17 protein-coding genes are annotated in these 15473 nt (G+C 35.6%); 4 read left to right on the top strand and 13 right to left on the bottom strand.

What is annotated here, in order from left to right; translation table 11 throughout:
* Positions 1-205: 205 nt before the first annotated feature.
* From HMPREF1210_RS00600 to ezrA, 4 genes are all read right to left on the bottom strand, one after another.
* Entirely contained in the window at positions 206-409 is a 204-nt protein-coding gene (locus HMPREF1210_RS00600; protein WP_016426640.1) for an alpha/beta-type small acid-soluble spore protein, read from the bottom strand.
* Between the two features lie 130 nt (positions 410-539).
* On the bottom strand, positions 540-1742 hold the full coding sequence (gene thiI, locus HMPREF1210_RS00595) for a tRNA uracil 4-sulfurtransferase ThiI (protein ID WP_036659624.1): 1203 nt from the start codon (positions 1740-1742) through the stop codon (positions 540-542).
* A gap of 7 nt (positions 1743-1749) precedes the next feature.
* Positions 1750-2883 carry a cysteine desulfurase family protein gene (locus HMPREF1210_RS00590; protein WP_016426638.1) on the bottom strand — a complete coding sequence of 378 codons (1134 nt, stop codon included), beginning with the start codon at positions 2881-2883 and terminating at the stop codon, positions 1750-1752.
* A 232-nt stretch (positions 2884-3115) separates the two neighbouring features.
* Positions 3116-4819, bottom strand: a complete 1704-nt coding sequence (gene ezrA, locus HMPREF1210_RS00585; protein WP_016426637.1) for a septation ring formation regulator EzrA — start codon at positions 4817-4819, stop codon at positions 3116-3118.
* A 147-nt stretch (positions 4820-4966) separates the two neighbouring features.
* Here ezrA and hisJ point away from each other — a divergent pair, with 147 nt between their 5' ends.
* Entirely contained in the window at positions 4967-5764 is a 798-nt protein-coding gene (gene hisJ / locus HMPREF1210_RS00580; RefSeq protein WP_016426636.1) for a histidinol-phosphatase HisJ, read from the top strand.
* Positions 5765-5789: 25 nt separating this feature from the next.
* Positions 5790-6269: a GAF domain-containing protein gene (locus HMPREF1210_RS00575; RefSeq protein WP_016426635.1), complete on the top strand. Its 480-nt coding sequence runs from the start codon at positions 5790-5792 to the stop codon at positions 6267-6269.
* A gap of 334 nt (positions 6270-6603) precedes the next feature.
* Here HMPREF1210_RS00575 and HMPREF1210_RS00570 read toward each other — a convergent pair whose 3' ends face one another.
* The 8 genes from HMPREF1210_RS00570 to HMPREF1210_RS00535 form a co-directional block, all read right to left on the bottom strand.
* Positions 6604-6939, bottom strand: a complete 336-nt coding sequence (locus HMPREF1210_RS00570) for a hypothetical protein (RefSeq protein ID WP_016426634.1) — start codon at positions 6937-6939, stop codon at positions 6604-6606.
* A 133-nt stretch (positions 6940-7072) separates the two neighbouring features.
* A complete protein-coding gene (locus HMPREF1210_RS00565; RefSeq protein WP_016426633.1) occupies positions 7073-7306 on the bottom strand; it encodes a hypothetical protein in 234 nt (77 codons plus the stop codon).
* 284 nt (positions 7307-7590) lie between these two features.
* A complete protein-coding gene (locus HMPREF1210_RS00560) occupies positions 7591-8298 on the bottom strand; it encodes a hypothetical protein (protein ID WP_016426632.1) in 708 nt (235 codons plus the stop codon).
* A 189-nt stretch (positions 8299-8487) separates the two neighbouring features.
* A complete protein-coding gene (locus HMPREF1210_RS00555) occupies positions 8488-9027 on the bottom strand; it encodes a DJ-1/PfpI family protein (protein ID WP_016426631.1) in 540 nt (179 codons plus the stop codon).
* Positions 9028-9321: 294 nt separating this feature from the next.
* On the bottom strand, positions 9322-9534 hold the full coding sequence (locus HMPREF1210_RS00550) for a cysteine-rich CWC family protein (RefSeq protein WP_016426630.1): 213 nt from the start codon (positions 9532-9534) through the stop codon (positions 9322-9324).
* A gap of 185 nt (positions 9535-9719) precedes the next feature.
* On the bottom strand, positions 9720-10148 hold the full coding sequence (locus tag HMPREF1210_RS00545) for a hypothetical protein (RefSeq protein ID WP_016426629.1): 429 nt from the start codon (positions 10146-10148) through the stop codon (positions 9720-9722).
* Positions 10149-10231: 83 nt separating this feature from the next.
* Positions 10232-10639, bottom strand: coding sequence for a hypothetical protein (locus HMPREF1210_RS00540; protein WP_016426628.1), 408 nt, complete (start codon positions 10637-10639; stop codon positions 10232-10234).
* 171 nt (positions 10640-10810) lie between these two features.
* Entirely contained in the window at positions 10811-11032 is a 222-nt protein-coding gene (locus tag HMPREF1210_RS00535) for a hypothetical protein (RefSeq protein ID WP_016426627.1), read from the bottom strand.
* A gap of 1001 nt (positions 11033-12033) precedes the next feature.
* Here HMPREF1210_RS00535 and HMPREF1210_RS00525 point away from each other — a divergent pair.
* Positions 12034-12486: a VOC family protein gene (locus HMPREF1210_RS00525; RefSeq protein WP_016426625.1), complete on the top strand. Its 453-nt coding sequence runs from the start codon at positions 12034-12036 to the stop codon at positions 12484-12486.
* 1038 nt (positions 12487-13524) lie between these two features.
* Positions 13525-14445, top strand: coding sequence for a VanZ family protein (locus HMPREF1210_RS00520; RefSeq protein WP_016426623.1), 921 nt, complete (start codon positions 13525-13527; stop codon positions 14443-14445).
* A gap of 515 nt (positions 14446-14960) precedes the next feature.
* Here HMPREF1210_RS00520 and HMPREF1210_RS00515 read toward each other — a convergent pair.
* Positions 14961-15332: a helix-turn-helix domain-containing protein gene (locus tag HMPREF1210_RS00515; RefSeq protein WP_016426622.1), complete on the bottom strand. Its 372-nt coding sequence runs from the start codon at positions 15330-15332 to the stop codon at positions 14961-14963.
* Positions 15333-15473: the final 141 nt, after the last annotated feature.

Raw genomic sequence — 15473 nt, 5'->3', positions numbered from 1 at the left:
CTACATAATACTGATTTTTCAAAAAGAAGTTTTTATTCAGTCAATTAATTAGTCTCTGATGATTATTATCCCTCTGTTTTCTGTTCAGTCGTGAAGTCCCATTTTTTCAGACGTCACGACAAAAACTCAGACTGAGTGAAATCTTATCGCTCTTCATAACACAAAAAAACCGGCAGCTTTCGCTACCGGTTCGTTTTATTTTAAATTATTTTTGGTAACCGCCGTTTAATTGTTGCTCTGCCATTTGCACTAAACGCTTAGTGATTTCTCCGCCAACGGAACCGTTAGCACGCGCTGTAGCATCTGGTCCAAGCTGTACACCGAACTCTTGTGCAATTTCATATTTCATTTGGTCTAAAGCTTGTTTAACACCTGGAACGACTAGTTGATTTGAACTTTGATTTGCCATGTCTGTGTCACCTCCTTGTTGAATATAGAATGTGCCGGATGGACAAATTCATGCATTCACAAGAAGTAGTAATATATGGGATTATCTTTATTCAAAAACAGCTGTGCGTATATAATCCAAACGTTAATTTTTATAATAGGTCGGAGAATTTATCTTGTTTCTTTTTAGGGAACATGATAATTTCACGTTCACTGACTGCTTCAGTTATCATATCATCGAATGTTTTGAAGCTTTCATAATACTCCACTTTTTCAAGCTTTGGTTTTGTTTTTGGGCTTGCAGGAGTGAAAATTGTACAGCAATCTTCATACGGTCTGATCGAGACTTCATAAGTATCGATTTGTTGGGCAATCTCAATAATATCTTGCTTGTCATATGAAATAAGTGGACGTAATACAGGCGTATTCGTCACGGCATTTATAGCTGTCAAGCTTTCTAAAGTTTGACTTGCCACTTGTCCAAGACTTTCACCAGTGATAATTGCCAAAGCTTGCGTTTCTTCACGTACTAAATCTGCAATCTTTAACATCATTCTCCGAGTTGTCGTCATTGATACATTGTCTGGAATTTGTTTTTGAATTTCTTGCTGTATCGCAGTGAATGGAATGATATGCAATTTCACAGAAGCACCAAAGCGACTTAATTTATCAGCTAAATCCATAACTTTTTCCTTCGAACGTTCACTTGTGAATGGAGGACTGTGAAAATGAATGGCATCCAGGCGTACGCCACGCTTTAACATTTGGTAACCAGCAACAGGACTGTCAATACCACCCGAAAGCATCAAGAGTGATTTTCCGTTAGATCCAATCGGTAAACCGCCTGCACCAGGAATGACTTCTGCCATCATATAAACAGCATCTCTTCGTACTTCTACACGTAGTTCAATATCCGGTTTCTTCATTTGAACCTGAATTTCAGGGAATGTACGAAGCACATTGGCTCCAACGAACTGTTGCAGTTCATTTGTTTCCATCTCAAATGGCTTATATGAGCGTTTAACAGTTACTTTAAACGTTTTATCTTTGCGATCAATTGACTCCACTACTTTAATGGCTGTTTGTTTGATATCTTCCAGGTCGTGACTGCAAGATGCAACTGGACTGAAAGACTGAATGCCAAAAATTTGTGGCAGTCGCTCTATTAACTGGTTCATGGTTTCCTGTTCATTTGGTCGAATGAACATACGATCCCGTTCTGTTTCAATTTGAAATTTGGGTAAATCAGCAAACGCGTAACGAATATTGTCTCTTAATCGACCTGTAAACGAGCTTCGGTTTCTTCCTTTTGTAGATAACTCACCATATCTGATTAATATTTCTTTCCATTCCAACATGCTTTTAATCTCCTTTAACTTGCTTGATGATTGCCGTGAAATTTTCTATAAAATGATCAATTTGTTCATTGCTATTGCTGGTTCCCATACTTATGCGAATCACACCTTTTGTATAGTCATCGGGTAAACCGATTGCTTTTATTACATGGCTGATTTTCGTTTGTTTAGAAGAACAAGCACTCGATGTTGTTACAATGATGTCCCTTGCTTGCAAGGCATTGACCAGCACTTCTCCTTTAATATTCCGGACACTGATTGTCAGGATGTGTGCCGCAGCATCATCTGGGGATAATATACGTATATCCTTGAAACCACTAATAAAGTTTCTCAACTTTTCGTTCCACATTTTATATGTCGTATGCATGGATGCTTGATTTTCGAATGCCATTCTCATGGCTTTAGCGAAAGCAACTGCCTGAGGAACAGGTACCGTCCCACTTCTTAACCCAAACTCTTGTCCACCACCCACAATGGTCGGTTCAAATGAAACATGACCTGTCCAAGCGACAATCCCGGTTCCTTTTAAGCCATTGAATTTATGCCCTGACAGTGTCAGTACATCTGCTCCAAGAATGGGAAACGACACTGGATATTTACCAAAACTTTGAACTGCATCTACGTGAAATAATGCTCGACTATGTTGATGAATGACTTTTGCTAATTGTTCAATTGGTTGAATGCTTCCAATCTCGTTATTGATATGCATCACACTTACCAAAATCGTATCTTTACGCAATCGCTCTTTTACATCTTCAACTGAAATAATACCTTTTTCATTTACTGGTATAATATCGACTTCAAAGCCTTGTTTCTCCAATTGTTTCATCGATTCCAACACGGAGGGATGTTCAATATTTGAAGTGATGATATGTCTTCCGCGAGAATGCAGGTTTCTAGCAAGACCATTGATGGCAAAATGATTGGATTCTGTTCCGCCTGAAGTGAAAATCACTTTGTTTTCTTCTGTCTTTAACATATCTGCAATTTGCTTTCGGGCACGGGAAAGAAGCATATGTGAATCCACGCCCATTTCATGCAAAGATGCAGGGTTTGCATAATACGCCTCATTTACCTTTACAAAAGTATCCAATACTTCTTTATGTGGTTTCGTCGTTGCACTATGATCGAAATAATACATGGGTCGTACTCCTTTTCATTAGAAAACCACCAGCACGTGATGTGCGGTGGTTTCAATTGCCCTTATTACATAAAAGTATACCATACTGATATTCTTTAATGTCTAGCTTCAAGCAATAGCCCGCACCTCAGCTTAGGCCCACAGGATGCCTTCCTACCTAAGCAAATGCAGGCTTTTTCTTGGTTCTTCCATCGCATATGTCAGGCTAAAGTAGTGCTTTACGCTTTTCTTGTTATGAACGCCACGCGTCCTCTTTGACAAGAACTTCAATTCGCTTCATCGCACCCGGTTCCACTTCTTCTACAGCAGTAGCTGCTTCTTCAAGCGCTTTGGAATATCGAAGCTGACGGAATGCCGCTTCAGCCTCCAATAAACGCTGATTCATCCGTGGATGACTCGCACGATAACGGTTGCCGTATTGAATGATACGTTCAATCAACAATACATTTTCAAGCATTTCTTTTGATTTAGCATGTACTTCATGGATACATTTATCCGCTTTTGCCAAATAATTGTCTACCAATTTCATATTCAGTGGTACTTCTTGCAAGCTTTGCATCACCAAGTAAATATGTTCTTCGGCTTCTTCCAAACGAACATCCATTTCTTCAGGAATCCCCGGCATATTCGCTTTATGTACCATACGGTCGGTTTCATGCAGCAAACGCTTCAGTTCATCTAAATTAGTTCGAGCCCGGTTTTCATCAATACGTAAATTTTTCAGGCTATTAGAGAAACGATCTTGCTCTTCATATAAGCTTTCCAAATCAGTCGAAATCAGTGTAAGTTCATCCTGAAGGCTTGAATAAGCTAATTGATCTTCACTTGCACGATGTGCGAGTAAATCATAACGTTTTTGCAAGGTTTCGATTTGCTTCAGACACACAAGAGGAATTTCTGCTTCTTTCTCTGGTAAACGATAACTTTGTTGAACATATGCAGCTTCATCACTTGTTTGACGTGTGATGGTCGTAACTTCAGCCAATCGACGCTCAGTAGGGTGACGATGTTTATCAACATAACGTTTTGCCATTACTTCTTTTTCCAGCATGTCATAGAACGCTTCAATTTCATCCTTCATTTGCTCAACACGAATTTTCACGTCTTCAATCTCAAGCTGAATGATTGATTCTTTCATTTGTACCAATTCGTCATCCAATTTGTCCAATTGATCCGTCATTTCAAGATGCTCTAAATAATAGGATTGTTCTTCCATTTCACGTTGTCCACTACGGAGATCATGAATACTTGAGGGAATCTTGTTTTGTACGTCCGTTAACAGCGAAGGAATATCTTGCAATAAGTTAAATACATGCTGGGCTTCCTGATCCAGTCCAATGACAATTTCACGTGCTTGCAAATAGTTGCCGTTTTCAGTTAGTCGATCATATTCTTCAAATTGAGGACCGAATTGCTCCAATTTCTTCTCAAGTGGTACAGCCGCCGCTCCGAAAGAATGTTGATGCGCGAGTAAAGTTTTACGTGCTGCACGATACTGCTCTTTCAAGCTATCCATTTCCACTCGGTTTTTCTCTTCGCTTCCAATCAGTTGCTCAAGCTCTTTTAAAATTCGGGACATTTGTTCATCACTTTGCTGAATACGTTCTTGAATTTCTTTTTCTATCGCTGTAGCACGTTTGAAACGGAATTTATCAATACTATCTTCAGCATCAAACAGCAATGAATCGATTTTCGGCATATGGACATCCATAACTTGCGTCCAACTGTTTCGCCAGCTTTCAAACAATTCTTCCGTTTGACCATTCATATTTAGCTGCTTAACTTTTGTCATTTCTTCTAATATCGGTTTGTTTTGAATTTGATGTTTTTCATGTTCAAGTCTTTCAATTTCACTGTTATGTTTACGACGGATCATAAATCCGACTACAATTAATGCAATTAGTACGATGATTGCAATGATGATATACTTAGTCATCGTAAGCCCCCTGTTCCAAAATCACGGTCTATGCCAGTTTATATATGTAATACTACCATGAAACAATCGATAATGTTGCCGAAAATCGAAGAATTTTGCCGAAATTATGTAAAATGTCCGATTTACACGTTGGAGGTGCCTATATTAATGAAAAGAGATGCGCATATTCACAGTCCTTTTTGCCCCCATGGAACGAAAGATGAATTTGAATTATATATAGAAAAAGCGATAAAGAACGGCTTTACCGATATCTCATTCACAGAACATGCACCTGCTCCTGAAGGATTTATTGATACTGTCCCTACTAGGGATAGTTTCCTAGATGTAAACTCACTTGAACCTTATATAAACAAACTGCGCCAATTAAAAAAACAATACGCTTCCGATATCTCGATCAACATTGGTCTTGAGTTCGATTATATTGAAGGATACGAAAAAGCAACTGCTCGGATGCTCAATGAAATTGGTCCTACCTTAGATGATTCTATTTTATCTGTCCATTTCCTGCTTTTTGAAAATAAATATACTTGTATAGATTTCTCGGCAGAATCGTTTATTGAGTTTTCAGGGCAAGTAGGTTCTATTGAATATGTCTATGAGCTTTATTACAAAACTCTCCAGGCCTCCATACTAGCTGATTTAGGAAAATATAAATCGAAACGAATTGGACATCCGACATTAATTCATAAGTTCCAACATGCTCATGGATTCAAAGTCGATGACCATGATTTCATTATGTCGACATTACAATTAATGAAAGAACATCGTTATGAAATGGACCTCAACAGTGCAGGACTGGCTAAAGAATATTGTTTGGAACCCTATCCCCCACAACGTTACGTAACAACTGCAAAAGATATGGGAATTCCTCTTGTGTTCGGGTCCGATGCACACAGGGTCCAAGATTTGCATCAATATTATGAGAAAGTTTATACTGATTCGTAAGTTTCTAATTTTAAGAGGTGATTTCATGTTTGAAAAAGCAGCATATGCAGGGAATACAGAACAACAATACAACATGTTAGGAAAACAACTGGACGCTTTACTAAGCGGAGAGTCGAATGTCATGGCTAATTTAAGCAATGCTTCAGCATTACTGAACCAATTTTTCGATCGAATCAATTGGGTTGGGTTTTATATGATGGATGAAGGAGAGCTTGTTTTAGGACCTTTCCAAGGTTTGCCTGCTTGTGTCAGAATTCCTGTTGGTCGAGGAGTTTGTGGAACTACAGTTGCAAAGAAAGAAACGATGGTTGTACCTGATGTACACGCTTTTCCAGGACATATCGCTTGTGATGCGGCTTCCCAATCAGAAATTGTAATACCAATGATTAAAAATGGTGAAGTAATTGGTGTTTTAGACATCGACAGTCCGGAAAAAGATCGATTCCATGAGGAAGATCGACAAGGACTTGAACAGTTTGTTTCTATATTAATGAAACACATTTAAAAGGACGAGGTTAACCCGTTCAGTTATCTGGTACAAAATCTAAATTAAACATACAAAAAGAGCCCAAATTCGCATATGAATTGGGCTCTTTTAAAATGCCTAAATTCAGGCTTTGTTATTGATTAATACTTACTATATTAATTGTTATTTGTTAATATGTACGCTAAAAGTGTTGCTAAATGTCTGCTAATTGCTTGAATGGAAATATAAAAAAAGATAGTAAATGTAAATACCGAACGTTTAAACATCCAGTCAAAAAGGCTGAGTGTTCGTACCTAATATTTATAAGTCTTATTAAACTAAAGCACCCGTTAGTTCAATAAGACATGATGGACTATTCCTCTAAATCATACTCATAAATCGGGTTTATACATTCTAAGATAGATACTATGGCATTATTATATCCAGACATTTTTTCTATCTCTCTCTTGTCCGTAAGTTCTTCGTTTTCGGACTGTACAGTAAGTTTATTTATAATATTTAGGTACTTACTTACAAATTCACTTTCATTCATTTCTTTAACATCCGCCAACATTTCATGATAAGCCTGCAATTCACCTTCATTCATATCTTCAAAATCTATTTTATCGTATATAGTATTTGTATTTGTGAAATGAATTTTCCTTTCAATTACATCAACTAATGTAAATTGGTTCAGTTTTTTTATCATTCATTAATTACTCCCTTATTGGTTTTACTTTCAGTTAAACATTATTTTTAATTTCTCTTATTGAACTAACCTGCCCCGTTAGTTCAATAAGCACTTTTTCTTTTATTACACATTATGGTCGTAATGTGACGCATTAAATCTCTCTTAATCCTTCATCATCACCAATGATTTCAAGTACGGGTTGCTTCAAAGCCTCCTGTATTCCAATCAAAGCATCTTTTAAATCTTCTAATGATTCTTGTTTTAGAATGTTCTCATCCCACACCCAACCATTAGGTTCACCATCTTTGTAATAAACCTCGCAAATATCAAAGACAACTTCTTTTTCACTTATTTGTTTTTTCAATACTCTATAATTCCAAAGCATTAATAACACCCTTTCTGTTACGCATTTTGTGTCAAATACGATATAAAACTTCACCTTCTCTTATTGAACTAACCTGCCCCGTTAGTTCAATAAGAAAAAAGAGCCGCCTAAGCAATCCATGATCTTTAACTAACGCACCCGTTATTTGAAGAAGAATCTTTTACCTTTAATTATTTATCACTATCAGGGAATCTCCAACATTTCGGAAATTCCATAAATCAAGTAAAGTAGTGGCTTCAGATAAAACTATTTATTATGTACTTTCTATGTGCACCTTCAACTATTCAGCCACTTTTATGTAAATATTGAAATAGCACAATTGCCATGGCTAATAGTTCTTCATTCGTATCATGTATGCGAAACTCTAAATTTCCCATCACTAATTTTGACAAATCGGCTTCGCTAATCTTTTGTGAATCTTTATAAACCAAAACTTGATTACTCACTTTATAGGATAGTAATTGATAGGTTTCGTCTTGAATATGGATGGCTAACTTATCCTCAAAATTTAGTTTATCTTTTATCTTCGGGGTATAACGAGCTTCCGCGATTTCTATGCCATTCTCTATTACTTTCCAAACAACTTTGTTAGAAGTAAATTTACTATACTCTTGCCACTCTACTCGCTTGGTTTCATTAAAAAAAGCCAGATGGATATATTTATCGGAGGCATTTACCAACTCAACAAATAAACGTTGCCAAAAAGTAGGATAATACCGCCTATAGCGAAAAATACGTTGATTGCCTTTTGTAAGTTTCTTTTCCGTCGTTTTAGAACGTTCTGTTAATCTTGTTTGCCAAAGATCTTCTGATTTTGGTTTAAACTGTGCATCTTTTTTACTTTGAAGAATTTCAATAATAAAAAATACTACCGCAGCTACTAAAAACAAACAGCTAAGACCCAATTGTGAAAGTTCAATAAACCCTTTTACAAAGTACCTAATCCAAATACCTAATTGAGTAGCTAGAAATAAAATGAATAAATACAACATGATGGGATTCCTCCTCCATCAACTATACGTATTTGATGACATATTAGTTTCGAAAAATTTTGCTTATTGAACTAACCTGCCCCGTTAGTTGGATAAGATTAATTTTCATGGGAGTTCAATAAGAAAAAAGAGCTACCAAAGCAAGCCCAATGTACTTTAAATAAAGCCCCCAGTTACTTGAAGAAGACCCTATTCCTTATACCAATTTTCATCAAATTTCAGGTTTAATGCTTTTCCAAAACATACCCCGAATCTTATAAACCCTCTGCCCCTTGCAGTTATCAGCTTTCCATCTTGGACTACAAGTTCTTCACTATAGTTTTCCTTTTCAAAAACACCAGACTTCTCTCGGTTTTCTTCTGTCATACCAATAGTATATTTTTTGCCGTTTAAAAGCCCTGCATTTGCTAAAAGATACGGAGAACTTGAAATGCTTCCAATTACAGTTGCTTTACTCTCTATTCGACTTATAAACTCAAATATTTCTTTCTTACCTTCTAATGCTAATATATCCATACAACCTGTTAATAAAAGACTATCTATCTCCTCAAGGTTTACTTCATCAATTGTAGTATCAGTTAAACAAGTTAGTCCAGATTCGCCTCTAATAGGCAAATTATTTAGACCGATAGTTATGACAGGTTTCTCTCCCTGCATAAGAATGGATAATGCAACACTTAGCTCATACTCACTATATTGAGGGTATATTAACACTGCTGTTTTTTTCACTCTATTTAATCCTCCTAAATGTTATATATTTATTCAATAAAGAATCCTTATTCAACTAACCTGCCCCGTTAGTAGAACAAGAAACTAGATGATCCGTCCGTTAAAGCTCGATTCACTTACTCAACTGGATTGTATCACGTATACATCCTAGGTTGACATACATCCCGATTGGGAAGTATCTAACTAGGTTCATAAAAAAAGACTGCCCTGTAAAAGGCAGCCGGTTCTTCAACTAAAGCTACCGTTTAGTTAAACAAGCACATTTTCTTATATTGCATAAATTCTTCGTATTGTTCACAACATATCTTTCTTTATTTTCGCTTCGTCCCTATATTTATTTACACATTTTTCACATATACAATTCTTCCTTATACTCTCTGTAGGAACTAACTCAAAGATTCCAATAGGAAATACGCCTTCTGTATCACACCAGCAGTTACCGTGTTCTACTCTTCCTGTCATACATTCGTTTTCCTCTCCACATATAGGACAATATTTATTAGCCAATTATAACCCCTCCTCATTCTTTCACAATATGAATCAAATTCGACATAATAGAGAGATGAATTCTCACCTTTTTGTTCAACTAACCTGCCCCGTTAGTTCAATAAGAAAAAGCTGCTTACGCAGCCCGATGTTCTTCAACTAAAGCACCCGTTAGTTGAAGAAGAAAAAATAATCATAATCCCTGATTACCATTTGTCAAATCGGCTCAAATCTATACCATTTTGGGTTACCAACATTATCACTTCAGGATCAGGGTATATGAAGCATTCACTGAAATCTGCTACGTTTAAGACTTCTAAATCTCCTTTGTATAAGCTGAAATTCCAAAGGGAATCAAACGTATCATTTAGTGTGTAATTAAGAATTAAGTTCCTTGAAGTATCATTAAGTTCCGCTCTATAGACACTACTGTCTTTCATATTAGGCCAAGGAGAAACGCTGATATTAGGAAGATTTTTAAAATCAAGCATTCCTGCTAATAAAGGGTTATCTGCATCATATTCACCATTCGGAAACACAATTGCAAATTCATCACTATATTCGATAACTGTAGTTAAAATCTTCTTCCATTCCGGAGTAGAATCAATATTATTAATATAAATACACTCACTCATTAAATTCACCTCTTTAACGGTTATTGTAAAAAGCTAGATCATCCAAAAATACTTCGCTTTATTTGACACTCTTACTGGTCCTTTTAATCTAAAGAAAACCTTGTCCATTCTAAATGTTGAATGTCTTTTGTAGTTTTAACTTCCATTGTAAACCAATTTATATTTCCGGCAAATCTTTCGGAGCAAGGAAATTCTACTTGAATTGCTCGATTGCCTTGTGTACATCTTATTTTTCCTTTAAAGGGTAAATCAGGATTATCATTTAGATTTTGTTGAATATTAAGAATTAAATCGTATTGGTAACCTGAAGCAAGTGAGTCAAAATACTTTTTTGAAACTGATTCTCTTAAGTGTTTATATGTTAAAGCATCTAATTCGCATCGAAAATCTAATGTGCCATCAGCAAGAGTTGCCCTGAATTTCACATATCTACCTATTTTATCTTTGGATATCTCTAAAATCCTCAGCTTATCTAACCCTGCACGAGACATCTGAACACCACTTTCCTATTGACGTGTATTTTTTCCTTTTAATTAAATTACATCTTGATTCTTCTTCAACTAACCTGCCTCGTTAGTTTAATAAGAAAAAGGGCTGCATAACAACCCGATGATCTTTAACTAAAGCACCCGTTAGTTTAAGTAGAATCCTTCACAATCTCCTTAATAATATGTAAGAGAACTGCCAATCAGACACCCAAGCCCAATCAATAAATAAATTGTTTTTGTAAACCAATATGGTAATTTATCTGTCCAACTTGTAATAAATTCAAGAATAATTGAACCACTATGACCAAAACCTTCTTCTTTGTGAATATTTTTATTGTGTCTAATCCCAAAAGCAATAAATCCTACACCGAAAATTAATAATAAAATACTTTCCATTTAAAATTCCTTTCTAAGATAAAACCTAACTACGTTTTTTATAATCATGAATCGGTTCTTTTGCTAACCTGCCCCGTTAGTTTAATAAGAAAAAAGAGCTGCCCAAGCAACTCCACGATCTTTAACTAAAGCGTCCGTTAGTTGAATAAGGAATTTCAATTCAATTGTAAAGGATGTACTCTTTGCCTTTTTTTCTACGTTCAAATATTAAACAACCAATATATATAACCAACAATATCATCGAAACGTTGATTGAAATTTCATATCCAGTCCTAAATAAATCGGAGTTCCAGTGTCCAAAATGGTCTTCACCAAAAACATAATATGCCAACGAGTTGGAAACAGACTAGCCATCCCTTTCTGGGTATGGAATTAAGCTGTGATTATAGTTTTGTGCTAATGCTGTATTAAAGACCAATGATGTTATTAATAAAACAAGTGTCGATTTTGATTTACTATCTTTTTTATCTAAAATTCTAAGAAGAAGGTAAAACAACAAAATAGCAGGTAATAGAAACTTTACAAGAATAATAAACACATATTTCCCCTCTTTCTTTTTTATCCATTTAATTAATTCGAGATGTGAATAGGTTACTCCTTCTTATTGCAGTAACCTGCCCCGTTAGTTTAATTAGAAAAAAGAGTTGCCTAAGCAACCCCAAAGAGAAACAATAATCGTTCCTTATTCCATTAAAGGGCCATTTAATGGAGTACAGGGTAGGAATATTTTGTGGGGAAGTCGAAGTTGTTTTATCGAATAGCAACTACGGTATCGAATATGATGGCATTCACGAAATAAGGTTCGCGATTATTCCAATAGTAGAGGGTTTACGAAGTGTTGTTCGTTAACAAGATGTTATATGACATACACCAAAACCCAATTTCACATTTTCCTATACTGTGACAAGGTGTTTTTTGTTTGGAAGGAATTTGTAACTTTTTAATAGAATAATTATGAAGATGATCAGATAATAAATTTTTACACATAAGGAGATAAGACTATGGCAAAAAACAAATTACTAAGAATGGACAATGTCGGCATCGTTGTAGAATCCCTTGATGACGCAATCTCTTTCTTCGAGGAGATTGGCTTGAACCTCGAAGGGCGAGCCACTGTCGAAGGTGAATGGGCTGGTCGCGTAACCGGATTGGGTTCTCAGTGCGTAGAGATTGCTATGATGGTTACCCCAGATGGCCACAGCCGACTTGAACTTTCGCGATTTCTCACCCCAGCTACTATATCAGATCACCGGACTGCTCCTGTAAACGCCCTCGGTTATCTACGCGTCATGTTCACCGTTGAAGACATTGACGAAATGGTATCCAGACTCACTAAGTATGGTGCTCAGCTCGTTGGCGAAGTGGTTCAGTACGAGGACTCGTATCGGCTCTGCTACATTCGTGGAATCGAAGGACTTCTAATCGGTTTGGCGGAACAACTCGGTAACAAATAAGTAAGTGACGTTTTATAAAAAGCCTTTGCTGAAATATACATTACTGAAGTAAAAATATTTGAAGAAAATTCTTATTCAATAAAAGGGCGCTTTAATGTAGTAACGAAAAAAGCCTAATTTCCCAGCATTTATTGAGAAATTAGGTTTTTTAATATGAGGATTTCCTTAACGTTGTAAATCCGCATTTCCCTGACGCTACCCCTTTGCTAGATTACGTCTGCCTGTTAACAAAACATCGCAACTTTGTTTCAAAACTACAGACTACTTTCTAAGTTTCCTTTATAAAAGTTTAAAAATTCTAATAAATAAAAAGGTATTTAGAAAATATTGTATAATGTAACACAATAATTTCTAAAAACGGAGGATGGAAATTATGAAAAAGAAAAAGAGATTATTGTAAGTAGCTACAGGAACTCTATTACTATTGAGTTTATCTTTTGCTACGGGAGCAAGTGCTCAAGACGAACACGAAGTAATGGTCCTAGACCTGAATGTACTAATAATGGACATGGCTACTATCCGTGAATACTTATTTGAACTAATGCATCTCTTCGGAGGTGCTTTTTATTGTCTTGAAAAATGAATTGAAGAAATACGAACGTTCATGAAAACAGGAGAATGAAACATTTAGTCGCTCACAAATTGTGGGTGCTTTTTCTATCTCATTATGTAGCTTTATAAAAAAGTTTGATTAAAAATATGGTAAGAACGTTGATATATCAGTACGACTAATTTTTGTCTTTTGAAAAAAGTTTAATCAAAACCTTTAATTTTTATATATTCCATACTATAGAGAGGTCACTGGAAAACTGATTGCTAGCTTTAATTAAGTTACGCTAATCACTAAATAAAGTAATCAAAAAGGAGTTTGTTATCTGAATAATGGAGATGACAAACTCCTCTTTAAGCTCAATTTTTGTCTTTAGACAGTGTTAATATATTTATAGTTATCCACTGAACACCTTAAATTGTCACTCAAAAGTCATTTTAAACAGCTACAATGATATTTATTATTCTATTTTACGCGGAGGAAAGTAAATGAAAAAGCAACATTTAATTACCACGATTACAATTATGTATACGGCTCTTACTTTATATTTTATGTTTTTCTATTTTAATCGCCTAGATCATAGAAGTAATTACATGGATGCAGGTTATGAATTTCTAATTATTCCATCAAGCGTCCCTTTAAATTTCCCTAGTTTCCGGTTTTCTTGGTTGTACGACTTTGGAAATATAGCGGCATTCATCCCCTTTGGTATCCTGTTTCCTTTATTAAAACAAGTTAACTTTGGAAAATTTATAGGCTGGTTTATTATCGTAATTCTTGGATTAGAAATACTACAACCTTTAATGTATCTCGGAACCTTTGATGCTGACGATATTATTTCAAATACAATAGGTGCAATAATAGGCTATGTTGTCTACAAAGTTGGTTTCACATCAAAATTGACTTGTAGGAAGCTCATTGCCTCTTGCTCAGCTGCTATTCTACTGTTAGTTTGTGTAATGTGCGTCTCTGAGATTTTAGATAAGCGCGTAAGTTCTAAACAACCTTTACAGCATATCGAGGAAACGAAGGGGAAGAAGCCACTAATGAAAGATATTCCACACTTCACTATAGCTGGCGATACAATAGAACCCCAATTCAACTTGTACAGTAATGAAGGGAATACTAGCCAAACCTATACTTATAATGTTGAAGGGAAAGAAGAGCTAATTTTTTATCTAAACCTTGGCATTCCAGATACTGAGGAATTTAAGGGTAAAGTAACCATATATACGGATGATGGTGTAAGAATTCAAATAGATGAGGAATACTTAACAGAACCAGGAACATTGGAAATGCCATTAGAAATCCCACTATTTTACGAGACGAAAGAAATGACCATAGTTATTACTGGTAACATAAAACTATGGGATGTAGACTTCACAGAACTAAAGCATTGGTGGGAGTAATCTAGTGACTAATAGCGATGTATTACTGTGGCATACATTTAAAGGGATTGGATGTGTCCAATCCCTTTAAGTTCATAAAAAGCCGACCTTATTATGTTAGGCTGCTAAAAGTCCCTTTCCTCTAACCGCACTTACTTATGGTACGGTTCTCCGTGATATATCTAATTGAGGTTTTTCTTATTCATTTAAGAAATATAGTATAAAGTAACAGTGACCGGTTCGTCTCCATTTCAGATTTCGGTCACTTAAACCCATTAAAGTTGCCGCTTTTGCTCTTTTTCCTTGATTCAGGCTTCTACCCCATCCAAAAACAACAATCATTTAGAAAACAGCCTTTTTTAAAAACCCTAAACGTTTTTCCTATTGGTAGCACAATTTTTCCGAATCATATGTTTATCAGGATCGCTTCTGAACCATAGAAGGATAGCAAAGCAAGTAACAATTCTGATACAGCAGCCTCTGATAGGTTGTTATATACAGAATAAGAAAGAAATATTTTCAAATTCCCTAGTTCATTATTTTAGATGTTCATTTAGAACGTTCTCTTCCAGGACATCAAATGTATCGCCATACACTTTGATAATATGCTTTTCTCCCCATGTACATAGTGAATTTAAGATACCTTGTAAGCTCCATCCATATTCACTTAGCTCATACTCCACTTTTGGAGGAATTTGATTATAAACAATTCTATTAATGACTCCATCTACCTCTAATTCGCGTAATTGTTGGGTTAACATCTTCTGTGTAATATCTGGCATAAGACGTTTCAATTCACTTGTTCGTTTCTTACCGTGTGTTAAATGGCATAGAATCACACATTTCCACTTTCCTCCTATCACTTCTAGCGTCGCTTCTACTGAAATATTGTATTTCTTTTTCTTCATATATAATTTCTCCTCATGCATAGGAACTTAAAAGTACCTATAGTACTTTTAAGTGCGTACTTCTCTATTTAATTCATATGTACCATAATAGCATTTATCGGTTGAGTTTTAATGTAATTATTATTTAGTTTACTTAAAACA

Origin of the sequence: Paenisporosarcina sp. HGH0030 (genome assembly GCF_000411295.1) — a bacterium.
Lineage (GTDB): Bacteria > Bacillota > Bacilli > Bacillales_A > Planococcaceae > Paenisporosarcina.
This window is presented reverse-complemented; position numbering and strand designations above follow the sequence as displayed.